Below are 25,926 nucleotides of genomic sequence, written 5' to 3' on the forward strand. Positions count from 1 at the left end.
AACTTACCTCTTTAATAACTTATGGCTGCCTGATTTATTCAGTTTAAATTTAGAATGGAGCGTCCTTACTGCCCTTGTAGCAAATTTTTTATTAATAATACAGCATATGCTTATTTCGCTGGTAGAGATCATCTCAATATTTATCTTTTCCTTTGCAAGTGCCTCAAACATCTTTGCAGCTACTCCTGGATGGGACTTCATCCCTACGCCCACAATCGAGACCCTTGCGATATCCTCATCGCTTAAAACCTCGCTTGCTCCGATTGAACCGGCAACCTTACGCGCTATCTTTAATGCCTTAGATAAGGCCCCTTTGGGAACAGTAAATGAGATATCTGTTTGTCTAGTGTGGGAAACATTCTGGACTATCATATCAACATTTATATCCGCACTTGATAGATGTGTAAATATCCTGGCTGCCACACCAGGTCTATCAGGAACATTACAAACAGTAATCTTTGCCTCTGTTTTATTTAAAGTGATACCTCTTATGAGGACATCTTCCATCTTACCTACCTCCTTAATCTTTAAACGCCTCAAGTCGCTAAAAGCCCTTGTAATAAAAGTGCCGTTCTTTTTCTTAAAGGATGAACGTACATGAATAGGAACGTGAAATTTTTTAGCAACCTCAATAGAACGTACCTGCAAAACCTGAGCACCTAATGAAGCCATCTCTAGCATTTCGTCATAATTAATAAATTTTAATTTTCTGGCATCTTTTACAATTCTAGGATCAGCAGTAAAAACTCCATCCACGTCAGTATAGATTTCGCAAAGCTGGGCATTCAAGGCCTTAGCCAAGGCCACGGCAGTTAAATCAGAACCGCCCCTGCCTAAGGTCGTAATTTCATCTTGGGCTGTAACTCCCTGAAAGCCAGCTACTATAACTATAGAGCCTCTTTCTAAATGGCGATTAATTCTACGGCAGTCAATTCTTAAAATTCTTGCATTTGTGTGACGCTTATCAGTAACAATACCAACCTGAGCACCAGTCAAGGATACTGCCTCAGAACCTAACTTATGTAGTGCCATTGCCAATAATGATACAGAGATTTGCTCTCCCGTAGAAAGAAGCATATCCATCTCCCGCTCCGATGGATTGAGATTAATCTCACCTGCCAAGGAAACTAATTCGTCCGTAGTATCTCCTAAGGCTGAGACGACAACGACTACATCGAAATTCTTACTTCTATATTCAAATACTCTTTTGGCAACGCGTTTAATCTTGCCAGGATTAGCTACAGAGGAACCGCCAAATTTTAAGATAATCAATTTACGCATTTTATCCTTTTTCTTTTCATTATCACCTTATAAGATTCAAAAGATAGAATTAAGGCCAAGGCAATCAAGAAAACAGAAATAACCAACAATAGATAATCTGCACTGCGAATATAATTTATAATGCCCAGAATAAGCGCTGCAATTGTCGTAACAAGCATAAGGCATGCAGGAATCAAGACATAACGTGCAGGTTTACCTTTAGCCAACAACCAACAACTAATAACCAGAAGTGTTAAGGCTGCGACCAGCTGATTACTTGCTCCAAACGCCGGCCATAATTTAGACCATTTACCGCTTAAAGCAAGAAACGAAGCAGGCAGCAAAATTATTGCTGTGCTAAGATATTTATTTTTGATAGAGGTCAACTCCTCTAGTATATAACGTGCAATCCTGGTTCCAGTATCCAATGTTGTTAGAATGAAGGCATTCAAAGTAGTAATGGCAATAAATATGCCGAATCTACCAACAACTACCTCCGAAACTGCCCCAAAACCTTTACCAAAAAGCCCTACTGGCCCGATATCTTTTATAAGGGCTGCTAAGTTTATTGTCTTGTCAAAACCTGTAAGTGAACCGACTACAATAACTGCCATTAGAGCGACTACGCCTTCAACAACCATCGCCCCGTAGCCGATTGCTTTGGCATGTGCTTCGCTTGATAATTGCTTGCTGCTAGTACCACCGGCAATCAAAGAATGAAAACCTGAAATTGCCCCACAGGCAACTACGACAAACAACATCGGCCACATTGGACCGGATGAGGTATTATAAGCAATAACTGCACTTTGAGCAATTACAGGCTGAGAAATAACAATACTTGAAACTCCCACCAGAATAGTAAAAAACAAAAGAAAACTACTTAAGTAATCCCGCGGCTGAAGCAAGATGTTTACCGGCATTATTGAAGCAAAGAAACAATAGACAATTAGGATCAAAGACCACTTTAACATTGCATTTGCACCTATCATAATCGGCGCAAACTCTCCTAAGAGCATCAAACAAAAAAGGCAGACTAGTCCTAATCCCGTAGCATAGACTATATTCAGATTGCGTTTATAGATTAAAAAACCTATAAGCATCGCAACTGGAATAAGGCCTAAAGAAGGCGAAACTACTTTAGGCTCATCTACGAATGTCTTGGCACAAAAATAAATAAATACTGCAACAACCAAGATTAAAGCAAGCAGTACAAATATACTAAAAATTATCCTTGCCCTTTTAGATATTATCTCCTCTGAAACATCAGCTATGGAACGTCCCTCATGCCGAACTGAAACCATAAGCGCAGAGAAATCATGTACGCCACCTATGAATATCGTACCTAATACTACCCACAATACTGCTGGTAGCCATCCCCATAACGTCAGGGCAATAACCGGCCCGATTATCGGTCCTGCGCCAGCAATAGAAGCAAAATGGTGCCCAAAAAGAACAAGTGAATTTTTTGCGGGAACATAATCAATACCATCATTTAATCTTTTAGCAGGTGTAGGACGATTCTTATCAATTCCAAAAAGCCGCTCTATGACCCCCCCGTAGAATCTATAACCTAAGGCAAACAAAAATAAGGCCGGTATTATAATAAATATCGAATTCATTATTTAATAAGATACTTTATTAATTCAAATCCTTTATCAAAAACTAATTCTGATTGCCTGGCTATTCTTTCGCTGAACGCCATTGCCTTATCCGCCTCTATACCAGCACCGAATATCACAAAGGGAACAGGCTTATTAGTATGCGTACGCAGGCTGATTGGCGTGGGATGATCAGGGGAAACTAAAATACGCACACCAGACATATGCTTTGCTGCCTCTAGCAGGGGACCAACAATCAAATTGTCAAAACGTTCAATCATAGTAATCTTTTGACGCAGATCTCCGTTATGACCGGCTTCATCAGTTGCCTCGACATGAACAAAGACAAAATCACAAGATTGCAGTGCGTCAATCGCATACTGGGCCTTTCCTGAAAAGTTCGTATCGTAATATCCAGTCGCACCTGGCACATCAATAACCTTAAGCCCGATTATCTTACCAATACCTTTAATCAGATCAACAGCTGAAATTACAGCTCCCTTAATACCAAAAAGAGATTCAAAACTTGGCATCTTAGGCAATTGACCCTCACCCCATAGCCAAATCATATTAGCTGGATTCTCTCCTAAGTCAATTCTCACATGATTTACCTTATGATCTTTCAAACAAGAACAAGAATCATTCATTAATTTTATCAAAACCTGAGAGCCCTTGCCTTTTGGCAGATTAGTTTTTATGGGCTTGGTCATTATATCATGGGGCGGTTGACATATAATTTTACCCTTATCATGAAAGACGGATTTATTGATTACAACCAAATTACGATAACTCGTGCCTGAAAAAAACCTTATGGCATCAGAGCCAATCTTCTTATTCAAGAATTTAATTAATACCTGGGCCTCTTTTGTACTGATGTGTCCGGCGCTGTAATCAAGTAGCTTATCATCATTACTTGCAGTAATGAGGTTACAACGAAACGCGACTTCATCCGCGCTCAAATTAATACCAAGATGCGCTGCCTCTAAAGCAGCCCTGCCTGTATAATATTCTAGCGGATCATAACCAAGAAGAGAAAGATTGGCCACATCAGAAGCTGGCAATAAACCCTTAGGCACAGTTTGAACCATGCCTACCTTCCCAGAACTAGCTAGAAAATCCATATTAGGGGTCTTGGCAACCTCAAGTGGGGTACGTCCCTTTAATTGGCGTATCTCAACATCCGCCATCCCATCTGGAACAAGAAATATGTATTTCATTTTACTTTACTCACTGTTGTTTCCAAAATAGAAACCAGTCTTTTAGCTAACATTTGTCGCGAATCTGCCTTTGTAAGCATGCCTTTATGATTAAATACAAAGGATTTCAAGGTATCTTTCTTAAATGTATTAGCAACTACAATATCAGCACCAGCTGCTTTTTGGGCTAGCCTTGCCTTCTTGATCAATTGTTTTAGGGAACTATTAACCTCTAGCTTAAACATTACCAATAGAGATCGCGGACATCTTCTTCTAATCTCTTTTATAATCTTTGGTGCTCTAACTAATTCGATTCTTAGCTTCTTTAGGCTTGAATCTATTTTTTGCCTAGATTGTCTCTTAACAAGAAAATCAGAGACAGCCGCATTATGGATTATGAAATCAAAGTTATTTTTCTTAATCTCCTCTTGAATCAAAGAACGTAATTGATTGAAAAAACGAAAATGCCTGATCTTAATGCCCTTGATTCTTTCCTGTTTTAAATCTCTGCTTAATAAAAGATGGACATCTGCACCGCATCTTGCAGCCTGTCTGGCAATCAATTGGCCTGTCTTTCCAGTGGAAATATTTGTGATTACCCTAACAGGATCAATTGCCACCTGCGTCGGACCAGCTGTAATAAGAATCTTCTTATCCTTTAGGCCTTTCACTTTCTTAATATCCGATTTCTTTTAAGACTGCCTTTATCTTGGCTGGAACAGTCTTTGGCTGACTTATTGTCTTTATTGCCCTGTCAGGGTCTTTCAAACCATGGCCGGTTAAGATACATACAATTTTTGTCTCTCTGCTTGCTGCCCGTTTGAAATAGCCTTGCTTCTTTAATTTCAACAGACCAGCAACAGAAGCAGATGATGCAGGTTCAGCAAATATCCCATCATATCCAGCTAAGATTTTGTATGCCTCAATTATCTCTTTATCGCTTACAGAATCAATTAAACCACCTGATTCATCCCGCGCTGCCTCTGCCTGAGCCCAGCTAACAGGATTTCCAATCCGAATCGCCGTAGCAATGGTTTCTGGATTTTTAATAGGCTCACCCTTAACTATGGGTGCTGCTCCCTCTGCCTGAAAACCAAGCATCTTGGGCAGTTGTTTTATCTTTTTGATATCATAAAATTCCTTATAACCCTTCCAGCAGGCAGTAATGTTACCAGCATTGCCAACAGGCATCACTTGATAATCCGGAGCCTCCTCAAGAAAATCACAAATTTCAAATGCAGCTGTTTTCTGTCCTTGGATGCGATAGGGATTTAAGGAATTTACCAGTTGTACGGGGTATTGTGAACTAATTTTACGCACCAATTGCATACAATCATCAAAATTACCATCTATTGCTAAAACTGTCGCTCCATGAATTAAGGCCTGGGATAATTTTCCTAAGGCAATTGCACCTTTGGGTATTAAGACAAGGCTGCGCATACCAGCCTTAGCAGCATAAGCAGAGGCAGAGGCTGAGGTGTTACCAGTAGAGGCGCATATAACTGTTGTCTTGCCTTCTTCTTTTGCCTTAGATATGGCAAGCGTCATTCCCCTGTCTTTAAATGAAGCTGTGGGATTAAGGCCTTCGAATTTTAAATAAACACTAAAGCCCTCACCAATACAACTACTTAAGTGAGGAGAAAGAATCAAAGGCGTATTACCTTCACAAAGTGTAATTATGGGTGTTTCTTTGCTTACAGGCAGAAACTCCCTGTAACGTTGGATAACTCCAGCATATTTAATCATATCAAATTAATAAATCTATCTACTACCTCCTTATCAAAATGTTTGCCAGCATATTTTAAGAGTTCTTCCTTGGCTTCCTTGCTAGACATAGCCTTACGGTAAGGTCTATTGCTGACCATGGCATCAAATGCATCAACCACTGTTAAGATCTTTGTCATTAATGATATCTCATCGCCTTTAAGGCCATCTGGATATCCAGTTCCGTCTATCCATTCGTGATGATGACGTACTATATTACATAAGGGTCGTAGCGAAGCTATTGGTTTTAATATATTTTCGCCAATTCTTGGATGTTCTCTGATCATATCTAATTCTGGCTTACTTAATCGATTTGCCTTTCTTAAGATCTCATCACTCGTTCCGATTTTTCCTACATCATGCAAGACACAGGCATCGCTAAGTAGCTTCTTTGATTTTTCATCCAAAGAAAATGCATCTGCAAGACACAAGGAATATTCAGCCATGCGCTTAGAATGGCCGCGAGTATAAGGATCACGTGCCTCAACCGCCATAGCCAAAGCAGATATTGTCTGAATATAAGTACTCTCAGCATCCTTGTGCAGACGATGATTTTCAATCGCTGAAGCTGTCTGGTTCGCAAGCTCTGAAAGCAATATAAGATCATCTTTATTGAATGCCTTATTCTCATCCTTTTCTTGTACAGTAAAAACCCCAATTACGCGATTGCCATATTTTAAGGGCACGGCCATAAATGAAGCCTCATCCTCTATAACAGGCACAAGCAATGCCTTTCCACTCTTGGCAACAGAACCAATAAGGCCCTCACCTACAATAATCTTCTTATCCGCAATAGCCTGGCCATAGGAGACCTTCACAGACAACTGCTTGCCACCAGGCTCGATAAGAAAAAGACTAGCCTTCCTAGCACGCAAGGAATTAGTCATTGTCTCAACGATTAAATGTAAGAATTTATCTATGTCTTCAAAAGACATTATTGCCTCGCCTACCTTTAGTACGATATCCTGCAACAATGCTTTTGATTTTTCTAATTCCTTTATGTTCGTTTGAAGCTGCTTGGTAATGCGATTAAAGGAAAGCGCAAGTTCCTTGATCTCATTCTCCTCATCAACTTCTATCTTTTCAGATGCGGTATTACCTTCGACGATTGCCTTTGCCCCTCGATTAATCAATAAAACAGATTTTATGATGCGGCGGATAATTTCAAGGCCTGCTAAAGCACTTGTGACTAATAAGGGAATTGTCACTTTCATAAATGCTTCTGTCTGAAAATCAATACCAGAAGAAGAGTATACAAAATAAATAATAGCTAAAATAGGTAAAATCGAGGTCAAAATAAAAGAAAGGGCGATTTTACGCAATAAGCTGTCACTCTTAATTGAGCGCATCTTCAATCTAGCCATTACTTTCCTTCAATTCTAAATGCCACAGGAAATCTTTTTATTACTACAAATCTATGCATCTCTTTCAACGCCTCTTGTACATCCTTCTCCTTTGCTTCATGCGTAAGGATAACTACTGGCACGACCTTAGCTCGACGTCTCTCTTTTTGACTTACCGAGGCAATGCTGATGTGGTGTTTTCCCAAGATTCCTGAAATCTTTGCAAGTACACCTGGCTTATCAATTGCCATGAACCTTAAATAATAACGGCTCATTAATTCTTGCATCTTAGCCAACCTGGCCTTTAAGACAAACCTCGATACTGGTAATCTCTGACCAGTATTTGACTTAATATTTAAGGCTACATCTACAACATCACTTACCACTGCTGAAGCTGCTGGCAATTGCCCGGCACCGCGACCATAAAGCAAGACATCACCTACTAAATCAGCTGAAATAAATACTGCATTAAATACTCCGGAAACAGATGCAAGCGGATGTCTTTTTGGTAAAAGCGTAGGATGAACGCGTATCTGAAGCCTTCCCTGTTCAAGTTTAGATATCCCCAATAACTTCACTACATATCCCAACTCTTTTGCATATTGGATATCAATAGGAGAAATTCCCTTAATGCCTTCTACATAGATATTCTCAAGTCTTACTGCCTTACCAAAAGACAGATAAGTAATTAAGGCCAATTTGTGGGCACAATCTAAGCCGCCGATATCTAAGGCAGGATTTCTCTCGGCATAGCCCTTCTTCTTTGCTAGCTTTAGAGCCTGATTAAAATCTATTGCCTCATCAGTCATCTTAGAAAGAATATAATTGGAGGTACCATTAATTATGCCATAGATAGCATTAATCTTGTTAGCGACAAATCCCTCCCGGATTACTTTAATGATTGGAACACCAGCCATCACCGAGGCCTCAAAATATATATCACAGTTAAACCTCTTTGCTAATTTAAACAGGTCCTCTCCACATTCTGACAATAATGCCTTGTTAGCAGTAACAACAAATTTACCAGAAGATAAGGCCTTCTTGATGTATTCTTTTGCTGGATGGATTCCACCGATAAGTTCAATTACAATATCAATCTCAGGATCGCCAACTAAATCACGCGCACTAGAGGCAATTAACTGTTTGGGCACAGAAAATTTCCTTAGAGTGCGTCTATTTATTTCATATACCTTTCTTAAGCGTATATCAATACCGAGTTTAGATTTAAAGAAAGAGTTGCGACCGCGTAATAGCCTGTATACACCTCTGCCTACGGTGCCAAATCCTATTAATCCTACGTTTATTTTTTTCATAACCACCTCTTTACACATCCGATCACAGATTGAACAATTTCACTATTGGGGAATGCTTACTTGCCCCCGATCTCCTTTACTTTGCGCTTTCTCATCTTCTGTTTTTTCTGCCTGAGCTGCTTCTGAATCCTCCAGTAGCTTTCTATAAACAAAGCCTGCGGCAAGCATTGTAGTCGGTACTGAAATAAGTAGACCGATCAGAAAAAACAGCGCTCCCAGTATATTTATTCCGATAAAAACAATAGCAAAGATAACTAAATTCCACTTCACGCCTTTAGTCAATACTGAACTTTTCTTTAAAGCAGCCACAGGCCTCATTTCTCTATCAACAACCAGATATCCATAAAAAGAGAATTGGATAGCCCAGATAATACCGGGAATAATCAACAAAAGCGTACCGGCAAAACAAATTAACCCATAGAGAAATGAAGCAGCGAGATATTTAAAAAACAAAGGGGCAGGAGAAAATAAATCGCTAAATTTAGGCAGTTCATTATCATAAGATTTTAAAACAATTCTTATTAGCCCCATCGAAACAATAAATGAAAGGGTTGAACCTATTAAACTTATTCCCAGCGGCAATAAGAGAAAGTCCTCTTTAAGTGCATCACTAATAAGCTTTGGCGCGAAATTAATCATTACGACAATAAATGTTATCGTTACAAAAAATCCGCCATTCTTCTTAACAGTGATCCATCCAAATTTAAATGCTTCATTGATTGAGAATTTTTTTGCCATATCTGTCCTCTCCCTCACAAGAAAGAGTTAAAAAGTTAGGATCTTGCGATTATACCTATTATGTTTTATCGGGAAGGCGGGACTTGAACCCGCGACCTCTTGAACCCCATTCAAGCGCGCTAGCCAAACTGCGCCACTTCCCGCGATTCCTCGCTTAGACTAACCTATTATAACTTCTCTATTCTGTCTTCATCCTCCTTGACATCAAGACATCAACTGCCTCTGGTGCTTTCTTTCCTTTATAAACAACATTGTAAATCTCTTTTGTAATCGGCATTTCTATCTTGTATCTATGACTCAATTTATATGCAGCCTTAACAGTTGTAATGCCTTCAGCAACCATACGCATTCTTTCTTTAATTGTCTTTATGCTCTTGCCTTTTGCTAATTGCTCTCCAACAAAGCGATTACGGCTAAATTTACTAACACAGGTAGTAACTAAATCCCCTAAGCCGCTGATTCCGTTTAAGGTCTCACGCCTGGCTCCCATAGCGTGCGCCAAATTGCGCATTTCATTTAAGCCGCGTGCCAGGATAGCTGCCTTGGCATTAGCACCAAAACCCAAACCATCAGAAATCCCACAGGCAATAGCGATTATATTCTTAAGGCTTCCTCCCAGCTCAACGCCAATAACATCAGTATTCCTATATACTCGAAAACGCCGGCTGCTTAATAACTCTTGCAAGCGCTTCAAATCTAGCGTATTTCTGCCTGCAATTACTGCGGTTGCTGGATGATTTCGCGCTACCTCCAGAGCAATAGTCGGACCAGAAAGCACATATATCTTCTCTGCAGCCAGTTCCTTTTTAATAACTTGGCTCATGCGCATGGATGTCTCTGGCTCTATGCCCTTAGTTACGCTTAAGATCAATTTTTTCTTAATCCCCTGAATATTTTTAAGCCTTCTAATTACCTTACGCAGATAAATAGAAGGGACTGCAACTATAAGCAAATCTGCACCGATAACAGCACGCTTTATATTAGAGGTAATCTTAATCCCAGAAGGAATCCTTATCCCCTTTAAAAACTTGGGATTCTTTCTATATCTATCCAAATACGTTGCATATTCTCTTGAGAAGCTCCACAATGAGACTGAAAAGTTCTTTCTATGCAGGATAATTGCCAGAGTCATACCCCAGCCTCCGTCACCTAAAATTGTAATATTCTTAATCTTAGACATATTACTTATTCTTTAAAAGATCCCCCTTCTTTATTCAATCTATTACAAAGAGCAATAAAACCTTCATCTTTTTCCTGGCGCGTTAAGAAACACAGACCTACATCAAAATATCCATCAGCTCGAGGACTAACTCTAACAACCTTTCCCAGTATTCCCCTTTGAACAATAAATGTGTTTGCTTCTATCTGTCGACAAAGATCTAAGGTGCCCATATCAAAAGAAAGCCAAAGGATTACCTCTTCTGGAATTCTATCCTTTAATTTACATAATAGGCCGGATTGACTGATATTCTGAGTATAGCCTGAGAATAATTTAGATATAGTTTCTTGCTTGCAGACCTTATAGCCTAATGGCTCTGTATAATCAAGGCGCACAAATCTCCTGCGCTCTGGCCTAGAATTAGCGTGATTTTCCATAACTCTATAATTATAGATAAGATAGGTGTGATTTGCAACTAAAATTTGATAATGCAGGTAGGTGCAAGATGATAAGAAAAATAACAAGTAGGACTTAAGCTAATCAACGAGATTCTCTTAGATGCTGCCTTGTTGACTTGGATAATCTTGAAGAGTATTTAGCGAAGAATTCATTCATCTGACGCAGCCATTCTAATTTCTTTTTAGGAGATATTTTCATAAACCTCAAAAGCCGCATCTTTTCACTTTCCCATTTAAAAATCATTTTCCCTTCCTTAATTTCTTGATCTTTTTAAGTTCAGCTATATCAAATTTATCTACTATTCGAGATGTGTTTTTCTTCATCCTTAGAAGGTCATCTATAGAGATCACAGGGATCCTAATGTCATCAATCTTCATATTTATCGTCCTTTTTCTAGCTACCTCATAGGAGACGGGTGAATCTATGATTATATCAACCTCCTTTATTCCGTCCTTACCATAGAAATTAAATGCCTTCATATGTTTATTTTTAATCCAATCTGCTCTTATTTTCCTATCTGCAATTCCCATAGGGTCTACTGGTTGTTTTACCTTAAAACCGCGCTTTTTTAAAATCTTAACAATTTTTGAAAGATTGTCATCACTCATTTCTACGAGTATGTCTAAATCAGCAGTACTTCTCAGTGAACCGAGGAGATTAACAGCAATTCCACCTACGATCATATATTTTACTTTCTTTTTCTGAAAGGCCCGTAATAACTCTTCGTAAATAAGCATCTCTTCAACCTATATACTACATTCTGTCTTCAATATCCTTAAATCTTTATTTTATTTCCAGATTATATTTATTGGTACGCATCTTGGCAAGCTCCCAGGAATATTCGTAAAGATGCAGTCCTTTACTTACAGCAATAATCTCACCGTTTTCAACGCCGATTTCATCAGCCATATATTGCTTTACTAGCTCTAATCCACCCAGATTAGAAGGAAACCCTCCCCATAAATCCCAGGAGCGAAAATAAAGGATGAAATGTAATTTGCCGTAACGAATTCGCGTATCGATAAGACGCAGACAGGGCGGATCAACGAGCTTTATATCAGAAGGCATGCCGATTTCCATAATTGCCTGATTAGTTCCATGCCCTTGCCTCTTGTATATGTTAATAACCTCCTGAACCTGATTAACATTTAAGGCCAATTCCTCAGCCATCTTGTTTTCGGATTGAGTAGCTACTTTAACCTTGGGATCAACAAGTCTCTCTCCATAAGTGTACTCTTCGGTCTCTGTCTTAGTCCCTGTCAAAAGATAGGAAAGATATCCTTGAATATAGTCCATATCCGTTGGCGAAGGAATACTCATCCCCTCGGGAATAATGGGAATAATCTGATGGGCTGGATTCTTAACGCGCACAACAACAAAATCAAACTCCAGACGACGCTGCCCCTGATAACTGCCACGCGTAATAGTATAGACGTGACCCTTCTCTAAAATAGCGTTTAGGCACTGAAACCAGGCATCATCTAAATCAAAGCTTTCAATACTTACAGGATTTAAAAATTGGCTCATATCTTAAGCGACAACAATGCACTTTGCCTGTGCAGAGGCTATCATCTGGCCATTAGAATTTTTTGCCTGCGCAGAGGTCTTTATGATTTTGCCTTTCTTTTCGTCTATAGTAGATGAAAAAAACAATTTTTCTCCGACCTTACTGCTCTTTCTGAAACGAACCCCTAATTCAGCAGTTAAGGCATAAATATTTTTTCTGTATAGGAGGTTAAGCATTACTTCATCTAATACAGTAGCAATAATACCTCCATGGGTAATATTCGCAAAACCCTGGTGTACTTTCTTAGGGGTAAACTCTGTCTTCATTGTATTGCCATCTAACTGGAAAGTCAAACCTAATCCAGAGCTGTTATGCTTGCCGCAAACAAAACACATGAAGTCATCTTCCAACTTTATCTTATCAACCTTATTACTATCGGTCTTGGACATGAGTACCTTCCTGATAATTAGTCATCACCAATTCTGCCGGCGCTAAAGATACTGCCCCTACGATCTTTAAAGGAATTCTTTTTTCATCAACGCTAAGCCAAAGCCTAAATTTCTTAGGCACACTTTCAATATAAAAGGCCTGAAATTTTCCAGCTGGAACACTTATCTCCTCAATGCGCTTTACCTCAAGCTCAAGTTTATCTAACGGCAAATTTAAGTAAAACTTTCTTCCGATTTTAATATTTTTAAACTGACGATAATAATAAATACTTGAGATGGCATGCTGCAAGGGCCTATCTGATGTTATAACCTTGCTGCTTTCATTTCCCTTTTTATTTTTCGTAATAGTTACTGCCTTGGGATTGCTCTTATAGTCCTCCTCGATAACCTCTTCTTTTCCAAAAAAGAGGATGCTTCTCTCAACCCTAAGAGGATAAAATGATTTTGGCACTGCATATATTTTATCCAGATCATGGAAGTTAGCCACGTCAGTTAAAAAAGTAATCAGTATGGCTTGCACATCCTTTTTAGCCTCAAGGCCTTCGTAGGAGAGTTGCGCCTTACCTATCCTAAAATTATACAATTTTACATCATAGTTTATTATTTCGCCTTTTTTAAAGGGGGATTCATCCATTGTCCTGCTGATTGTTTTAGAAGTAAAAACAAAAGAGGCCAACTTCTTGCCATACAAAAAAACAACAATAAGAAGAACAATAGCTAGAATCAGAAGAATCTTTGTGCACCTTCTCTGAAACATAATATTAGTCTATCCTTAATCGTTCTGAGATCTTATTTGTTATATCGTGGGCCAACTCTACCTTTGGTAATAAATTTTTGCGGGCCTTCACAGTAAGCTTTACAGTTTTATCAGTAACCTCTTCTACCCTAACTCTCACCAGGCTACCTGAAACCTTTGCCTGAATGCTGGCAGAGGCCTTACTACTCTTCAAGATATCTCCGGATTCTTCCAACACATTAAATGCCACTTGCCACAGGCCAGATACGTCAGTATCAAAATAACTAGTGACACCATCCGCACTTACGACTAAGGTACCAGCAGCACCCGCACCTACCAAGGCAACGCTACAGCCAGTTAAGAGTAGTGGTAAAAACAAAAAAACTAATAATCTTATTTTTAAATTTCGCATCCAGCACTCCTAAAGTTCTAAAGCAGCCTCGGCAATATCCTTTGCCTGTTTTTCTATGCCGGGAAAATCCAGGATTTCGCCTTTTTTATCTATCTTTGCATAAAATAACTGACCGCAATACTGAGTATTAACTACATCAAAGAAATTCTTGATAATCTGCTTGGCATTTTCAAAAAAGTATTCTCTGCTTGAACCAGATACCAAAACCAAAAAACCTTTTTTTCTTTTTATATTTAATGTTGCCTCCTTTGTTAAAGAAGGCTCCTCTAGGCGCTTTTGCTTTGCTACCCAAAAAGGCTGCATGCGATCAATCAACATCTTGGCCTGGGAACTTAAGCTGCCAAAATAAATAGGCGAGCCAAAAATAATAACATCAGAATCAGCAATTTTTTTGTAAATGCCTCCTAGGTCGTCATCTAGAATGCAAACTGCGCCTTCTGCGCATTCCTCACAACCCTGACAAGGACGAAAATTTAAATCATTGATAATAATGGTTTCGGATTGTGCGCGTTTGCCAATAGAATTACTGATTTTGCTAAGTACAATATCAGTGTTGCCGCCTTTTCTCGGGCTAGCGTTTATAAACAGGATCTTCTTGACCTTAGACATATTATTAATCTGGATAGGGTTTGGCTGATGGAGCGGGCAACGGGGCTCGAACCCGTGTAGGCGGCTTGGAAGGCCGCTGCACTACCACTGTGCTATGCCCGCGTTGCTGGTTTGAGGTTATTACAAGACCCACCACCTCAAAACTTACTTAAGTTTACTTAATGGTGGGCAGGGCAGGATTTGAACCTGCGAAGCTATGCGCAACAGATTTACAGTCTGTCCCCTTTGACCACTTGGGTACCTGCCCATAAAGTTAAGCTGGCGAGAGGAATCGAACCCCCGACGTCCTCATTACAAGTGAGGTGCTCTACCAACTGAGCTACGCCAGCAAAATATCATAACTTATTTTCTTTCAATGAACTACAACAACAGACTTTTCTTCCGATTTCTTAACAATAGCCTCTGGTGACCAAATAGTGTCCATTCGCTTGCTTAAAACGTCCACTGCACGCTTCTTATGGTCAGGCGAAAGGTGACTATATCTAAGGGTCATTTTAAGGGATTTGTGTCCTAGAAGCTCTCTAACAGTATTTAAATCGACTCCTGACATAACAAGATGTGAGGCAAAGCTATGCCGTAAATCGTGGAAACGGAAGTTAATTATACCTGCTTTCCTCATTGCTGTAAAGAATGATTTTCTTACATTACCATAAGGTTCACCCTTATCATTACAAAAGACATATGGACTCTCAGAATGTTTCTTTGTTCTAATAAGAGCGGTCTTAACTTTTTCATTCATAGGTATTTCTCTCTTATCTCCATTCTTAGTATTAAGTAGGTGAATTATCCCTCGCCTAAAATCGCAGTCCTGCCATTTAAGATTAAGTATCTCACCCCTACGCATCCCAGTGTTTAAAGCTACGATAACAATCGGTTTTAGATGTTTACTACATTTTGCCAGCAATTTAATTATTTCCTCTTTCTCAAGATAGCGAAGTCTCTTGTTATTCTCCTTAAAAAGTTTTACTTTAAGCACAGGATTATCTCTTGCCTTTCCCCACTCAATAGCACGATTATACATAGACTTAAAACAAGCAAGAGCTCTATTAACTGTTGCTGGTGAAACTTCCTTTATTCTTTTTGCCTTGTATCTCTCAACATCTTGGGGCGTTACCTCATAAAGATATTTGCCTGCAAAATACTTTTTTAGATTCTGGATAATGATAAGGTCTGATTTCTGCCAAGACCTGTTGTTTGGTTTACTATGAAGCTCTAAATATTCATTAGCAAAATCCTCAAACTTAATCTTTAATTCTTTTCGGACATCTAGATGTTTATTCTCAGCTACCTCTACTAGTCTTTTCTTGAGGACTTGCTCTGCTAAGACTTTACTAGAAGATATCTTCTGTCTAATACGCTTACCGTTAGCGTAGTAATCAATCCACCAATTACCTTTTTTAAGATAGACAGCCATTACTCCCCCCTAAACTGCTATGTTACTCCAAAAGTTTTTCTGATAGACCTTTCATTACTACATAAGGTTGTAATAAAGGATTTTTAAATCTATACCTGTATCTTCTCTTTCCTCCAGTTTTGACTAAAGTAAACCCTCTTTTTTCTGAACAAAAATCTGATAGATGGCGATTAAAGGTGGCAATGTTCACTTTATGCTTTACGATTCTTTCCAAAGGTTCACGTACATCAGCAGGAGCAAAATAACCTAACTCATCTACTTGACATAACGCACAAGCAAACAATACTTGTTTAAATAAAGTATCTTTCCTTGGACTTGTAGTAGCTTTGGTATAAGCATTTATAATAATTTGTTGAGCATCATTTATGGCATCATTTATACCTTCAAATAAATCTGTATCAGTGATATTCAAGCGTTGAGATTGCAAAGCTTTCCTTGTAGCTGCCAAACCAACTAAATGCGTATAATGTGGGAGCCCTTGAGATAAACGTACTATCTCCTGCTTTACTTTAGGATCAATCGACATTTTAAGTTCTTGAACTGCTGAATTAATTATTCCACTTAGTTCATCTGACTTCATTCTGGGCATCAAAATTTGTACCAATGACCTATCAATAGATGCGTGTTCCTTCACTAATTCTTCGATGCTATCAGCTACACCGATTAAAATAATCGTAACATCTATTGAGTAATCAGAAAGCATCTTAATTGTGTCTGCAAGCAACGCCGTTACTTTACCCTTTTTGATTCTATCAAACTCATCAAATATAAAGACAAAACTTATGTCTTTTATTTGTTGGAGCTTACGAATATCTTCAATTTTTATTCCGTTTTCTTTTACCACCAAATCTTTTAAAGAAACAAGCGTTTCTTTGCTTTGCTGACTAAAGCCAATACTTGGCTCCTCCATTATAAGAGATACATTATTTAAGGTTTTGCTCCATAAAGACGAAAAACTATCAGAAATATCACAATTGACTCTTGAGCAAAGTATCTTATGTTTAGCTAAAGGTTCAAGAACTTCCTGTAGAATATTTGCCAATGAAGTTTTCCCAACTCCTCTTTCTCCATAAATGACGCTATGTTGACCTCTGGCAAAGATTAAATCAATAACACGATCCAATTGATAATCTCTTCCAGAGAATAGACTCCTTTTATCTATTGGGGTTGAAGGACTAAAGAAGCGACCAGCATAAAAAGATTTTTGTTTATAATCAATTCCTTCCATATAAATACCTCACTTTTAATACTAACAATGACTAATTACTATTTATTGTTACTGACTACAATTATACATGATTTTGCCGTTACGTCAAGTATTATTTTTAGGTTAATGGTTTTATCCCTTTCTTATTTACCCAAGTATCTATTTCCCTAAGGTCAAATCTTAAGGCACCATGGAACTTATGGCAAGGGATTTTTCTATGGCAGACCCAGTTGTAAAGTGTCTTTACTGCTACACCCAAATACTGAGATAAGTCCTTAATTCCTACGAAACGTCTTTCCATTCTAAATGCTCAAATTTCTATTTTGCCCCTAAAGTCTACTTATTAAGCTCCCTTTACTCCTAAAATTCACCTTTTTCCCGTATAATTGCTGCTAGTTTTTCCTCTTTTTCAAGGCTAAATATTAACCTTTTAAGTTCAAATGTCTCAAAAAAATTAACCTTTTTACACTTAAATCTCAGTATTTTTCAGTAAAATAACATACTTGAACACCCTTGAACAACCTTTTTCCTTAACATTTCTTAGCATTTCTTAGTATTTCTTAGTAATATGTCAACATTTGTCAATAATATGTTAGCATTTGTTAGCTTAAATGCTTACTTTTGCTCACTCAACTCTACTTTAGGGCTGTAATATTGTATAAGCAATGTCCCTAATCTTCATATGTTCCATAGAAAAACCATTTCTCAACTATCTCTTTTTTGCGTAGGAATTGAAAATTTCCCACCAATGCCTGATCTCTTTGGATTTTTCCCAAAACGATACATAAACAAAGCACAATCTGTAATCTCGCAGCTTCTGACCTCTGAAGGCTGCCCTGCTGAACAATCAAGACATTTTGCTCTTATGGCCTTTATTGGAGTTAAGCGCTTCATCATCTATTTCCTCCAAAATTTTATCTATCAACTTCCCGTCATAGCCTCTATCCACATAGAAACTCCTTGCTTTTTTACTGCCACTAACCTTAATAATACCTCTCACCCCTTCCTTAATCTCCTTTTCTGAGGAAAATTGATTATCAATATACTTTATTTCTTTATTTATTTCTTTATTTGGGGTAACATTTTGTTGCCCTATACTTGACATTTTGTTATCCTTAGAAGAATTTTTGTTAGCCTTTCTTTGCTGAATAAAGGATAACAATTTATTAGGCTGTACTAATATCCAATATTTTGTAGCCTCGGTCTTCCATCTCCCCCTAGTACATTTAATAAGACCTATCTCCAGCAAATCCGCCACCTGTCTACCTATTGTTGCTTCACAAGCAAACTCTTCCTCAGCTAGCCTTTTATCATCATAGTAAAATGAGCCGTCAGACTCTAGCATCCTTTTTCTACAAAAGTATTTATATTTGCTAGCTAAATTATAAAATAATGATTTAAGGGGCTGTCTCATTCTTTTCATTTTCTTTCACCACTTTTTCCATCAATTCTTCGTATTTCTGAAATATAGCTTTGTTAATTATTTCTGCGGTTTCTCGGTTAATAGGATAAAAAATGTTGATCTCTTTGCCATTGGGCAATACTTTAATGGGATATAGCAAACGGTAGCCTTCGCCATTTGGACGTGAGTAAATTGCGATTGAATTTAGAGAGATAGAATCATTGATTACACAGGAAGCAAAGCCCAAAAGGCCTTTCTCGGTAGGTTTAACTGGTATGACGACTGATTCGGTAATTACGATTTCGCTCATCATCTCCTATCCTCAATAAACAAGAAGCTGTTGCAGACCTATTCAATCTGAACAGCTATAGTATACATTATTATCTATTTAACGTCAGTGGACGTGCTAAAAGAGCTTATTTTTCTATGGAGATGCTATAGAGTTGGCTAGATTTCTTCAGCCAATTTTAAGGGGAGGCAAACCAAAAAGAACACCTTTATCAGGGGGAGGCATATTCAATTGAGCTATCTGCTCACTCATTCTTTTTATAGCTTTCTTGATTACATCTTGGAGGGGAGAAATACCTGTAGAAATCAATTTACCTTTTCTTCCTTCTTGCTTACCAGTTAGATAATGCTGTTTTGCCTCTGTAAAATCTGCTTTATATTTGTCAGAAAGAAAACCATTTACTATCTCTTCATGTAATTGATGATCATCCAAAACCTTTCCTTGTAAATCCTCTTTTTTAATCGTGTCTTTGATTCTTCTGGTAATCAGAATATCAATATCCCGCATATGAAATCTCTTTTCTATTTCAGCAATCTTTTTTATTGAAAATCCTTTTTTCTCCACATCATACCATCTCAAATCTCGTTCAAAATTGCCCTTACCTTCTATTTTGGATAAATAATACTTCTGCAATCTTTCGACATCCTTCCATTTTTTTCTAATATCTTCTAAAGTAGCCCATTTTGTAATTGTAATTGAAATGCTATCCCTGCCTTTTCTAGGGTCTTGATCGAGATGTATTTCTACTGGTTCTCTTATAAACTTCCACAAATTGCTAAGATTGCATTCCCATCCTTCTCCTATACACCATCTATCACAAAATTCAAACCAAGAATCCCTAAAGCGCTCAAAGACTGACTGTAATTCATATAAATCATTACTGTTCCTTAAAGGCTTAAGGGCTTTTTTTCTAAGGTCATTACACTTATTGCAATAATCTTTCGCTTCTTTAACTAATTCTGGATATTTATTAACTTTGAAAAAACGAAGCACCTGCCTAGAAGGATCATGTCTGTTCCCAATTTTATCTAGTTTTTTGGCTAGCGGAAAATACTTCCTGCCTATTCTTTTCATAATTGCATTAAGTTCTTTATTAAACATCTCATTTCTTATAAGCAATTGAATTCTTTGAGTTTTCTTTTTCTCCACTTCTTCCTCACATCTTTAAAATTTCAAGTATCGCTGTCAGATGATTCCTTAGTATGTTGTGGTATTTTATTCAGATTAGCTAATTCTCTTAATGCTTTTAACATATCTTTTGCAGTTCGTCTAACCGCAGCTACCGCAGCCTGATGTTCACTCCATCCCATCAATAGCCCGCTTGGCTTATGACTTACGGAAACTATCTGTCCAGTTTTTGTATCAATCATTTTTACTGTAGCAAAAGCATTCAGAGTTAACCCGTTATTATATGAAGTTATGTTACCTAACAGTACCACTTCAGCATTAACCGATTCTCCAATTTTTTGTGCTTCAAGAATAGTAATAGCGTTATTGACATCGTTTTTTACGCCTATTTTAGTAATTGCAAACTGAATTGTTGAAGGCTCAACAAGTACGAAATCATCTTGCTCTAAAAGGTGGAGATTTAGTGTGTCTGTGGCTACTTGAGTAAATCGCATGTCTCCTGAAAAAGGTAAAACCGCAATTTTTGACCAATTATTCGGAATAAACTTACTATTTCTTCTAAAATAAGAAGGATTAGCGCATCCAACCAAACCCAAACATAACAAGACAACAAGAATCTTCTTCATCTCTCACCTCATCCTTATTTCATATTTTCTGATATTCTCATCTGCGTATCTCTATCACAGTATCCGCTTCTTTTTTTAATCTTGGCCGCTTCAGCTCTAGGTCATCTGCATCAAGACACATAAAATGAACTTCTGCTTTTGGAAAATTAGTTAGTATATACGGTGGCTTGGCCTCGCTGATATGAATTACCTGAAAGTGCTTTCCTTGATTTTCACAAAATTCGTTAGCCTCTTGTAATGCTTTAGCCTTGAGTTTCCCCGAACCAGAAAAACCCGTAGCCGCTTGACGAGAGACCATAAAAGTGTCTTGCCCCATTGGAACCACGCCTGAATTTATCGCACACCCAACCAATCCTAAACACAATAAGACAATTAAAATCTTTTTCATATCTTACCCCCAAGCAACTATTAATTGTTTTTTATTCATTTTCTATTAGCATTTGGCTTAACAAAAAACTTTGAACGATGCATAGCCCAAATAACAAGCGGGAACGCAGCTAAAAGAGAAGTTGTCCTTTCTGCAAGGTAAGGTTTAGATATTAAAACTGCAATTAAACTCGCAGGAATCATTAAAAAGGCGTGTATAATCCAAATTCCAATTATCCAAAATATGCGTTTGGGAATACTCCAACCTCGGTCAGTGCAAGCAGCCAAAATAGCAAAAATCAACATTATCAATATGGTAAATCCAGACTCGTGACTGTAAGAACCTCCACTTCGTGCAATTATCCCAGCGCCAACAGTGCTTATCAACCAAAAGACAATTAAACCTAACCACCAGCGTTTTGGTTTCCATTTCCAATTTGTTTTATTACTTTTTTCCATCGCCCCGCCAACCATTAATTGCTTTCTATGTAACGCTTCTCCTTAAAATCAACTTCGCTTTTGGTATATACTACAAAGTTACCCCTTAAGTTCCCTAATACATCTCTTTAGATTTGCAGTCATCAATTTAATGATGGGGAAATACAATGGGATAAGTAAAGGCAAAGCAATAATACAAGCTCCATTCAATACAATGTCTGAATAAGGATTAGGCATCAAGGGATATATAACAAAATATAAGATTGTTACCAAAAGCCACGCAATTAATAATGGCACTCCTAACAATAATATATTGATAATAATTTTTAATCCGATAAGGTAAGTTTTAAAAAATTGCCTTTGTTTTTCATCCATAATAACCTCGCATCCTCTAAAATAAGAAAAAACTAACAGCTTAACATTGGCCTAAGATTAGTATACTTTGCCCCATAACCACTCCTTTGTGGTGGGTATGCTATTACACACTGGAAGGTTATTTTAGCTCTGTTCAATTATTGTGTCAAACAAAAACCCCAGCTCATCACTGGGTGTTCTTTAGTTAAAATAATGGGGGGTCTTTTTTAGCTAGGCTTGAGTCTGTCTGGAAAAGTTTGGTAATTATTCGGATCTAATACAGCTATACTCAATCTCTCGGCAACTTTAGCCATTGCCAAATCGCATGTTACAAGAAAAAAATCTTTATGTCTCTTCTTAAAATTTGCTGCCATTCCTACTATCAAAACATCTATACAACTAAGGAAGTCTCTTTCTTCATTATATTCTAAATATATATCTCTTGCATGATCAAATATTTCATACGTTTTTATAATATCCTTACGTGTTATAGAACATATATTATATTTTCGTTTTTCAAGATCATATGTAAAATTGGTTTTCATCGTTAAAAATTTATCATCATTTATACGTTTACTTTTATCTGTATATCTCTTAGTGTAAAATACCAAAAACGTTTCAGTAATACAGATGTCTGGCAAAAATAAAGAGAGCCTATTAGCTCTCTTTTTATCTTTTTTGTGGCTCTCTATCCAAAATGTAACTGCTTTTGTTCCAGTCGGCTCCTTATTGTAATACTTTACAAAGGCACTCGTATCAAAGAATAATTCATCATTTCTTTTCATCCCCGTTCCTTCGTAACTTAATTACAGTGCCTGATAAATTAAGATTGCCTGTTTTCTTCAGCAATTCATCGTGCGCACAAACATATTTCTTTAAGTCCTTGGGAACGCAAAAACCTTTCTCGTCAACAAAGATGCTTTTAATAGTCTGAAATAATTTAACCATAATTTTCTTCTCCCTCATTATACCCACTTATAGAGTATAGCATATTTTACCTCTATATACCAATCACTGTCAAGCTTTTCAAATTTTGCTATTCGCACCAAAGATACCCCCTATTTATTATATCTATATCAAAAGCGATAAGGTGTACTCCTCAATTTGATTTTACCCATAAGACTCAATATATACATACCCAAGGGGGTGCCTTTGGGACGCCTAGGGGGTTGGTGTCCAAATAGTGTCCATCTGATGGGGAAAAATGGGGTAATTCGGGGAAGAGCAGAGACTAAAATATTTTATGTAAGTGGTTGGGAGTTAATATATTTAATTGAATTTCAAGAGGTTAGGAAAAATACTTCTATCGCTTTACAAGTGAGGTGCTCTACCAACTGAGCTACGCCAGCATTTAAATTATTGACTACTTTTTTTTATTGCCTCAGGGATTCTTTCAATTAAATCCGAGGCGATTAAACTCAACTCGCCACTTTCCCTTGCTGCTAAATCGCCTGCTAGGCCATGGATATATGTCGCATACTTAGCCGCAGAATAAACATCCAAACCTTGGGCTAGGAAAGAAGCAACAATGCCTGTAAGTACGTCTCCACATCCAGCTGTTGCCATACCTGGATTTCCTGTAGTATTAATATAAACCTTGCCGGAGAAATCAGCAACAATACTTCGATAACCTTTCAAGATAAGCGTCAGACCAAATTCTTTTGAGAATTTAGAAGCAACTTCTTTTCTGTGGCCCTGGACATAAGAGGTGGACTTGGCAATAAGTCTGGCCATCTCTCCTGGATGGGGTGTTAAGACTAAATTCCTATTGAGTCTTTTTTTTGCCCTTAGTTTTAATACCTTTAAATTTGCAGCCAAGGCATTTATTGCATCAGCATCAATAACCATCTTCAGTTTACAATGAGCAATAATACTGCGAACTAATTTTTGTGTCGATAGATTTAATGATAATCCGGGACCTATTGCCAGAACGTCTACCTTCTTTAGAAAATTATTTATTTTTGGTAAGGCCTTAATACTGGCTGACTGAGAGCTTGTCTGGGCCAAAGGCAGGGTCATTACTTCAACTAATTGCTTCTGGAATATATTATTAAGGCTTTTTGGTATGCCTAGCGTAACTAATCCAGCTCCTGTTCTCAGACTTGAGCGCGCTGTGAGTATTGCAGCTCCCGTCAATCCGGCTGAACCACATAAGGCAAATATGTGTCCGTAATTTCCCTTATGTGAATTGGGCTTTCTTTTCGATAACTGCGCTGGCAACTGCATAATTTTCCGTATGGGAAATAGAGATTGCAATATTAAATCCGTCTCTACTAAGCCGGCAAAATGGCCTGCCTACATCATCATTTAGTATCTCTATATCCTTAAAATTGAATTGACCGCGGCTAAAGCCCTTAAGCACTGCCTCTTTTGCGGCAAATCTGCCTGCAAGATGCATTGAAGATAATTTTTTACTTTTGGCGTATCCGATTTCTCGCACCGTAAAAATTCGTTTCAAGAAATTATCGCCACCGCGCTCAATTGCCTTTTCAATACGCTCTACTTCAATTATATCTATACCTGTACCAATAATCATTACGCTCTATCCATTAATTTACGCATTTGCCTAACAGCGGTTCCCAGCCCGAAGAAAACTGCTCTACAAATAATAGAATAACCGATATTAAGCTCTTCTATTCCCTTTATTGCTACAACATCTGCTGTATTGGAATAATCAAGGCCATGACCTGCTGCCACGCAAAGACCAAGTTGCCTGGCAAAATTGGTCTTGAGTTTTAAGTCTTTAAGTAGTTGGCGGCGCAATTTATGATTCTTAGCCTCGGCGTATTTTCCAGTATGTAACTCTATTGTATCTGCGCCTACTCTTTTTGCCGCCTTGATTTGTTTTTTTACAGGATCAATGAACAAGCTGACATTAATACCGCAAGATTTAAGACGTTTAACAACATTTTTAATTTTAGATTCATTGGATGCAACGTCTAGGCCGCCTTCGGTAGTTAATTCTTGACGTCTCTCAGGAACTAATGTTGAAACATCCGGCCTAAGGCGCGTGGCAATATCAACTATATCCTTATTGATTGACATCTCCAAATTTAGATGCGAACGAATAACCTTCCTTAATCTAAATACATCCTTGTCCTGGATATGTCTTCTGTCCTCGCGCAGATGAACCACAATGCCGTCAGCGCCATTTAAGAGGCATATCTTTGCCGCCTCTATAGGAGAAATAAGCGTGCTTTTACGAGCCTGTCGCAATGTTGCAACATGATCAACATTTACACCTAACCTCATAATAATTATTCTTTACCAATTGGAAGCTCTCTCAAAAATAGACTCCCCGAGAAACTTCACTGCTTACGTAAAACCAGGTAATAATAGCAAGGACGAGAGAAACTGCCTTAAGCCACAAATTATTGTTTATCCAGCTTTTCATATTTTATTTCTCTTTATTAATAAATTCTTTAGTGTCTTATCTAATTTCTCAACATCAAGATTCTGCTCCAATCTGCCGTTAAGCGCTGAAGATACAACTCCTTTATTTTCAGAGACAACAATTACGACAGCATCGGTCTCTTCGGTTAAACCAATGGCAGCACGATGTCTTGTGCCTAGTGTAGGAGAAAGTCCTGGCTGTTGCGTTAAGGGAAAAAGACAAGAAGCAGCAATAATCCTGTTACCACTGATAACCACACCGCCATCGTGAAGTGGGGCGCCAGGAACAAAAATACTATTAAGTAATTCAGCGCTAATCATACTATCTAGGCGAATCCCGCTTTCTACAAATGTTTTTAATTTATGGTGTCTCTCTAAAGCAATGATTGCTCCAACATTCTCATAAGAAAACCTACGAATAGCCTTAATCAGCTCTTTAATCATCTCCTCTACCTCTTCTTCTTTTGGCGGCAAATGAAAGAGATGATGTTGTCCTAAGTGAGCAAGGCCTTGACGTAATTCTGGCTGAAACAAAATGATCGTACCTATCAACCAAAATGCAAATAACTTAGTAAGCAACCATTCGATAGTAAGCAATCCAAGTCTTTGAGAAACAAAAAAGGCAATAATAAGAATAATTATTCCTCTCAAGACATGGACAGCTCGCGTACCCTCAAAGAAAATAAGCATCCTGTAGAATATGAACCAAAGAATGCTGATTTCCAATATCGGGCGCCACAATAAATTAACGTATTCTAACATAATC

33 protein-coding genes, 4 tRNA genes and 1 pseudogene are annotated in these 25,926 nt (G+C 37.9%); all 38 read right to left on the bottom strand.

Annotated elements, in window-relative coordinates; translation table 11 throughout:
• Window positions 1-3: 3 nt before the first annotated feature.
• The 38 genes and pseudogenes from KJ593_05400 to cdaA all read right to left on the bottom strand — a co-directional run bounded on the left by KJ593_05400 (window position 4) and on the right by cdaA (window position 25,922).
• Window positions 4-1,281, bottom strand: a complete 1,278-nt coding sequence (locus KJ593_05400) for an aspartate kinase (protein MBU2541319.1) — start codon at window positions 1,279-1,281, stop codon at window positions 4-6.
• Window positions 1,269-2,879 carry a carbon starvation protein A gene (locus KJ593_05405; protein ID MBU2541320.1) on the bottom strand — a complete coding sequence of 537 codons (1,611 nt, stop codon included), beginning with the start codon at window positions 2,877-2,879 and terminating at the stop codon, window positions 1,269-1,271. Before KJ593_05405 ends, KJ593_05400 begins: the two co-directional genes overlap by 13 nt.
• On the bottom strand, window positions 2,879-4,075 hold the full coding sequence (locus KJ593_05410) for a cofactor-independent phosphoglycerate mutase (protein MBU2541321.1): 1,197 nt from the start codon (window positions 4,073-4,075) through the stop codon (window positions 2,879-2,881). The genes KJ593_05405 and KJ593_05410 overlap by 1 nt, the downstream gene beginning before the upstream one ends.
• A complete protein-coding gene (locus KJ593_05415; GenBank protein ID MBU2541322.1) occupies window positions 4,072-4,725 on the bottom strand; it encodes a phosphopantothenoylcysteine decarboxylase in 654 nt (217 codons plus the stop codon). Before KJ593_05415 ends, KJ593_05410 begins: the two co-directional genes overlap by 4 nt.
• Before the next feature lie 4 nt (window positions 4,726-4,729).
• The gene (locus KJ593_05420; GenBank protein MBU2541323.1) at window positions 4,730-5,800 is read right to left on the bottom strand and encodes a threonine synthase; all 1,071 of its coding nucleotides are present in this window, start codon (window positions 5,798-5,800) and stop codon (window positions 4,730-4,732) included.
• Window positions 5,797-7,182, bottom strand: coding sequence for an HD domain-containing protein (locus KJ593_05425; protein ID MBU2541324.1), 1,386 nt, complete (start codon window positions 7,180-7,182; stop codon window positions 5,797-5,799). Before KJ593_05425 ends, KJ593_05420 begins: the two co-directional genes overlap by 4 nt.
• The gene (locus KJ593_05430) at window positions 7,182-8,474 is read right to left on the bottom strand and encodes a homoserine dehydrogenase (protein MBU2541325.1); all 1,293 of its coding nucleotides are present in this window, start codon (window positions 8,472-8,474) and stop codon (window positions 7,182-7,184) included. The genes KJ593_05425 and KJ593_05430 overlap by 1 nt, the downstream gene beginning before the upstream one ends.
• A 42-nt stretch (window positions 8,475-8,516) precedes the next feature.
• Window positions 8,517-9,212 (bottom strand): DUF975 family protein, encoded by a 696-nt coding sequence (locus KJ593_05435; protein MBU2541326.1) that lies wholly within the window; start codon window positions 9,210-9,212, stop codon window positions 8,517-8,519.
• A 68-nt stretch (window positions 9,213-9,280) separates the two neighbouring features.
• Window positions 9,281-9,355: transfer RNA gene (locus KJ593_05440), tRNA-Pro, on the bottom strand.
• A 35-nt stretch (window positions 9,356-9,390) separates the two neighbouring features.
• The gene (locus KJ593_05445) at window positions 9,391-10,392 is read right to left on the bottom strand and encodes an NAD(P)-dependent glycerol-3-phosphate dehydrogenase (protein MBU2541327.1); all 1,002 of its coding nucleotides are present in this window, start codon (window positions 10,390-10,392) and stop codon (window positions 9,391-9,393) included.
• 5 nt (window positions 10,393-10,397) lie between these two features.
• Window positions 10,398-10,808 (bottom strand): PilZ domain-containing protein, encoded by a 411-nt coding sequence (locus KJ593_05450; GenBank protein ID MBU2541328.1) that lies wholly within the window; start codon window positions 10,806-10,808, stop codon window positions 10,398-10,400.
• A gap of 103 nt (window positions 10,809-10,911) precedes the next feature.
• Window positions 10,912-11,073: a hypothetical protein gene (locus KJ593_05455; protein ID MBU2541329.1), complete on the bottom strand. Its 162-nt coding sequence runs from the start codon at window positions 11,071-11,073 to the stop codon at window positions 10,912-10,914.
• Window positions 11,070-11,567: a nucleotidyltransferase family protein gene (locus tag KJ593_05460; GenBank protein ID MBU2541330.1), complete on the bottom strand. Its 498-nt coding sequence runs from the start codon at window positions 11,565-11,567 to the stop codon at window positions 11,070-11,072. The genes KJ593_05455 and KJ593_05460 overlap by 4 nt, the downstream gene beginning before the upstream one ends.
• Before the next feature lie 46 nt (window positions 11,568-11,613).
• Window positions 11,614-12,357: a thymidylate synthase gene (locus KJ593_05465; protein MBU2541331.1), complete on the bottom strand. Its 744-nt coding sequence runs from the start codon at window positions 12,355-12,357 to the stop codon at window positions 11,614-11,616.
• Between the two features lie 3 nt (window positions 12,358-12,360).
• Window positions 12,361-12,786 carry a PaaI family thioesterase gene (locus KJ593_05470; GenBank protein MBU2541332.1) on the bottom strand — a complete coding sequence of 142 codons (426 nt, stop codon included), beginning with the start codon at window positions 12,784-12,786 and terminating at the stop codon, window positions 12,361-12,363.
• The gene (locus tag KJ593_05475) at window positions 12,770-13,543 is read right to left on the bottom strand and encodes a DUF3108 domain-containing protein (protein MBU2541333.1); all 774 of its coding nucleotides are present in this window, start codon (window positions 13,541-13,543) and stop codon (window positions 12,770-12,772) included. Before KJ593_05475 ends, KJ593_05470 begins: the two co-directional genes overlap by 17 nt.
• Window positions 13,544-13,547: 4 nt before the next feature.
• The gene (locus KJ593_05480; protein MBU2541334.1) at window positions 13,548-13,934 is read right to left on the bottom strand and encodes a DUF3568 family protein; all 387 of its coding nucleotides are present in this window, start codon (window positions 13,932-13,934) and stop codon (window positions 13,548-13,550) included.
• Between the two features lie 9 nt (window positions 13,935-13,943).
• Window positions 13,944-14,543 (bottom strand): flavodoxin family protein, encoded by a 600-nt coding sequence (locus tag KJ593_05485; GenBank protein MBU2541335.1) that lies wholly within the window; start codon window positions 14,541-14,543, stop codon window positions 13,944-13,946.
• A 28-nt stretch (window positions 14,544-14,571) separates the two neighbouring features.
• Window positions 14,572-14,645: transfer RNA gene (locus KJ593_05490), tRNA-Gly, on the bottom strand.
• 60 nt (window positions 14,646-14,705) lie between these two features.
• Window positions 14,706-14,790 (bottom strand) — tRNA-Tyr (locus KJ593_05495).
• A 9-nt stretch (window positions 14,791-14,799) separates the two neighbouring features.
• A tRNA-Thr gene (locus KJ593_05500) sits at window positions 14,800-14,872 on the bottom strand.
• A 23-nt stretch (window positions 14,873-14,895) separates the two neighbouring features.
• A complete protein-coding gene (locus KJ593_05505) occupies window positions 14,896-15,957 on the bottom strand; it encodes a tyrosine-type recombinase/integrase (GenBank protein ID MBU2541336.1) in 1,062 nt (353 codons plus the stop codon).
• Between the two features lie 22 nt (window positions 15,958-15,979).
• A complete protein-coding gene (locus KJ593_05510) occupies window positions 15,980-17,185 on the bottom strand; it encodes an AAA family ATPase (protein MBU2541337.1) in 1,206 nt (401 codons plus the stop codon).
• 97 nt (window positions 17,186-17,282) lie between these two features.
• Window positions 17,283-17,465: a helix-turn-helix domain-containing protein gene (locus KJ593_05515; GenBank protein ID MBU2541338.1), complete on the bottom strand. Its 183-nt coding sequence runs from the start codon at window positions 17,463-17,465 to the stop codon at window positions 17,283-17,285.
• Between the two features lie 404 nt (window positions 17,466-17,869).
• Window positions 17,870-18,061 (bottom strand): hypothetical protein, encoded by a 192-nt coding sequence (locus KJ593_05520; protein MBU2541339.1) that lies wholly within the window; start codon window positions 18,059-18,061, stop codon window positions 17,870-17,872.
• Window positions 18,012-18,587 (bottom strand): hypothetical protein, encoded by a 576-nt coding sequence (locus tag KJ593_05525; GenBank protein MBU2541340.1) that lies wholly within the window; start codon window positions 18,585-18,587, stop codon window positions 18,012-18,014. Before KJ593_05525 ends, KJ593_05520 begins: the two co-directional genes overlap by 50 nt.
• Window positions 18,562-18,879, bottom strand: a complete 318-nt coding sequence (locus KJ593_05530) for a SpoVG family protein (GenBank protein MBU2541341.1) — start codon at window positions 18,877-18,879, stop codon at window positions 18,562-18,564. The genes KJ593_05525 and KJ593_05530 overlap by 26 nt, the downstream gene beginning before the upstream one ends.
• 144 nt (window positions 18,880-19,023) lie before the next feature.
• Window positions 19,024-20,004: a hypothetical protein gene (locus KJ593_05535; protein MBU2541342.1), complete on the bottom strand. Its 981-nt coding sequence runs from the start codon at window positions 20,002-20,004 to the stop codon at window positions 19,024-19,026.
• A gap of 23 nt (window positions 20,005-20,027) precedes the next feature.
• Window positions 20,028-20,609, bottom strand: a complete 582-nt coding sequence (locus KJ593_05540; GenBank protein ID MBU2541343.1) for a CsgG/HfaB family protein — start codon at window positions 20,607-20,609, stop codon at window positions 20,028-20,030.
• Between the two features lie 109 nt (window positions 20,610-20,718).
• Window positions 20,719-20,997 (bottom strand): annotated as a pseudogene (locus KJ593_05545) (hypothetical protein).
• A gap of 35 nt (window positions 20,998-21,032) precedes the next feature.
• A complete protein-coding gene (locus KJ593_05550) occupies window positions 21,033-21,434 on the bottom strand; it encodes a hypothetical protein (GenBank protein MBU2541344.1) in 402 nt (133 codons plus the stop codon).
• A 78-nt stretch (window positions 21,435-21,512) separates the two neighbouring features.
• Window positions 21,513-21,788 (bottom strand): hypothetical protein, encoded by a 276-nt coding sequence (locus tag KJ593_05555; protein MBU2541345.1) that lies wholly within the window; start codon window positions 21,786-21,788, stop codon window positions 21,513-21,515.
• Window positions 21,789-21,994: 206 nt separating this feature from the next.
• Window positions 21,995-22,552 carry a PIN domain-containing protein gene (locus KJ593_05560; GenBank protein ID MBU2541346.1) on the bottom strand — a complete coding sequence of 186 codons (558 nt, stop codon included), beginning with the start codon at window positions 22,550-22,552 and terminating at the stop codon, window positions 21,995-21,997.
• The gene (locus tag KJ593_05565; GenBank protein MBU2541347.1) at window positions 22,539-22,715 is read right to left on the bottom strand and encodes a hypothetical protein; all 177 of its coding nucleotides are present in this window, start codon (window positions 22,713-22,715) and stop codon (window positions 22,539-22,541) included. Before KJ593_05565 ends, KJ593_05560 begins: the two co-directional genes overlap by 14 nt.
• Window positions 22,716-23,123: 408 nt before the next feature.
• Entirely contained in the window at window positions 23,124-23,993 is an 870-nt protein-coding gene (locus KJ593_05570; protein ID MBU2541348.1) for an NAD(P)H-hydrate dehydratase, read from the bottom strand.
• A complete protein-coding gene (gene acpS / locus KJ593_05575) occupies window positions 23,947-24,303 on the bottom strand; it encodes a holo-ACP synthase (protein ID MBU2541349.1) in 357 nt (118 codons plus the stop codon). Before acpS ends, KJ593_05570 begins: the two co-directional genes overlap by 47 nt.
• Window positions 24,303-25,022, bottom strand: a complete 720-nt coding sequence (locus tag KJ593_05580; GenBank protein ID MBU2541350.1) for a pyridoxine 5'-phosphate synthase — start codon at window positions 25,020-25,022, stop codon at window positions 24,303-24,305. The genes acpS and KJ593_05580 overlap by 1 nt, the downstream gene beginning before the upstream one ends.
• A 135-nt stretch (window positions 25,023-25,157) precedes the next feature.
• Window positions 25,158-25,922, bottom strand: coding sequence for a diadenylate cyclase CdaA (gene cdaA, locus KJ593_05585; protein ID MBU2541351.1), 765 nt, complete (start codon window positions 25,920-25,922; stop codon window positions 25,158-25,160).
• Window positions 25,923-25,926: the final 4 nt, after the last annotated feature.

Source organism: Candidatus Omnitrophota bacterium (genome assembly GCA_018830005.1).
Taxonomy (GTDB): domain Bacteria; phylum Omnitrophota; class Gorgyraeia; order JAHJTE01; family JAHJTE01; genus JAHJTE01.

Bases quoted from the DNA above. Each gene is read 5' to 3' on its own strand.
- KJ593_05510 (MBU2541337.1), bottom strand. From the start codon at position 17,185: ATGGAAGGAATTGATTATAAACAAAAATCTTTTTATGCTGGTCGCTTC.
- KJ593_05405 (MBU2541320.1), bottom strand. From the start codon at position 2,879: ATGAATTCGATATTTATTATAATACCGGCCTTATTTTTGTTTGCCTTA.
- KJ593_05435 (MBU2541326.1), bottom strand. From the start codon at position 9,212: ATGGCAAAAAAATTCTCAATCAATGAAGCATTTAAATTTGGATGGATC.
- KJ593_05475 (MBU2541333.1), bottom strand. From the start codon at position 13,543: ATGTTTCAGAGAAGGTGCACAAAGATTCTTCTGATTCTAGCTATTGTT.
- KJ593_05420 (MBU2541323.1), bottom strand. From the start codon at position 5,800: ATGATTAAATATGCTGGAGTTATCCAACGTTACAGGGAGTTTCTGCCT.
- KJ593_05570 (MBU2541348.1), bottom strand. From the start codon at position 23,993: ATGCAGTTGCCAGCGCAGTTATCGAAAAGAAAGCCCAATTCACATAAG.
- KJ593_05470 (MBU2541332.1), bottom strand. From the start codon at position 12,786: ATGTCCAAGACCGATAGTAATAAGGTTGATAAGATAAAGTTGGAAGAT.
- KJ593_05555 (MBU2541345.1), bottom strand. From the start codon at position 21,788: ATGGATGAAAAACAAAGGCAATTTTTTAAAACTTACCTTATCGGATTA.
- KJ593_05540 (MBU2541343.1), bottom strand. From the start codon at position 20,609: ATGAAGAAGATTCTTGTTGTCTTGTTATGTTTGGGTTTGGTTGGATGC.
- KJ593_05425 (MBU2541324.1), bottom strand. From the start codon at position 7,182: ATGGCTAGATTGAAGATGCGCTCAATTAAGAGTGACAGCTTATTGCGT.
- KJ593_05400 (MBU2541319.1), bottom strand. From the start codon at position 1,281: ATGCGTAAATTGATTATCTTAAAATTTGGCGGTTCCTCTGTAGCTAAT.
- KJ593_05410 (MBU2541321.1), bottom strand. From the start codon at position 4,075: ATGAAATACATATTTCTTGTTCCAGATGGGATGGCGGATGTTGAGATA.
- KJ593_05565 (MBU2541347.1), bottom strand. From the start codon at position 22,715: ATGGTTAAATTATTTCAGACTATTAAAAGCATCTTTGTTGACGAGAAA.
- acpS (MBU2541349.1), bottom strand. From the start codon at position 24,303: ATGATTATTGGTACAGGTATAGATATAATTGAAGTAGAGCGTATTGAA.
- KJ593_05455 (MBU2541329.1), bottom strand. From the start codon at position 11,073: ATGATTTTTAAATGGGAAAGTGAAAAGATGCGGCTTTTGAGGTTTATG.
- KJ593_05515 (MBU2541338.1), bottom strand. From the start codon at position 17,465: ATGGAAAGACGTTTCGTAGGAATTAAGGACTTATCTCAGTATTTGGGT.
- KJ593_05520 (MBU2541339.1), bottom strand. From the start codon at position 18,061: ATGATGAAGCGCTTAACTCCAATAAAGGCCATAAGAGCAAAATGTCTT.
- KJ593_05480 (MBU2541334.1), bottom strand. From the start codon at position 13,934: ATGCGAAATTTAAAAATAAGATTATTAGTTTTTTTGTTTTTACCACTA.
- KJ593_05445 (MBU2541327.1), bottom strand. From the start codon at position 10,392: ATGTCTAAGATTAAGAATATTACAATTTTAGGTGACGGAGGCTGGGGT.
- KJ593_05450 (MBU2541328.1), bottom strand. From the start codon at position 10,808: ATGGAAAATCACGCTAATTCTAGGCCAGAGCGCAGGAGATTTGTGCGC.
- KJ593_05525 (MBU2541340.1), bottom strand. From the start codon at position 18,587: ATGAAAAGAATGAGACAGCCCCTTAAATCATTATTTTATAATTTAGCT.
- KJ593_05530 (MBU2541341.1), bottom strand. From the start codon at position 18,879: ATGATGAGCGAAATCGTAATTACCGAATCAGTCGTCATACCAGTTAAA.
- KJ593_05460 (MBU2541330.1), bottom strand. From the start codon at position 11,567: ATGCTTATTTACGAAGAGTTATTACGGGCCTTTCAGAAAAAGAAAGTA.
- KJ593_05550 (MBU2541344.1), bottom strand. From the start codon at position 21,434: ATGGAAAAAAGTAATAAAACAAATTGGAAATGGAAACCAAAACGCTGG.
- KJ593_05485 (MBU2541335.1), bottom strand. From the start codon at position 14,543: ATGTCTAAGGTCAAGAAGATCCTGTTTATAAACGCTAGCCCGAGAAAA.
- KJ593_05430 (MBU2541325.1), bottom strand. From the start codon at position 8,474: ATGAAAAAAATAAACGTAGGATTAATAGGATTTGGCACCGTAGGCAGA.
- KJ593_05560 (MBU2541346.1), bottom strand. From the start codon at position 22,552: ATGAAAAGAAATGATGAATTATTCTTTGATACGAGTGCCTTTGTAAAG.
- cdaA (MBU2541351.1), bottom strand. From the start codon at position 25,922: ATGTTAGAATACGTTAATTTATTGTGGCGCCCGATATTGGAAATCAGC.
- KJ593_05505 (MBU2541336.1), bottom strand. From the start codon at position 15,957: ATGGCTGTCTATCTTAAAAAAGGTAATTGGTGGATTGATTACTACGCT.
- KJ593_05465 (MBU2541331.1), bottom strand. From the start codon at position 12,357: ATGAGCCAATTTTTAAATCCTGTAAGTATTGAAAGCTTTGATTTAGAT.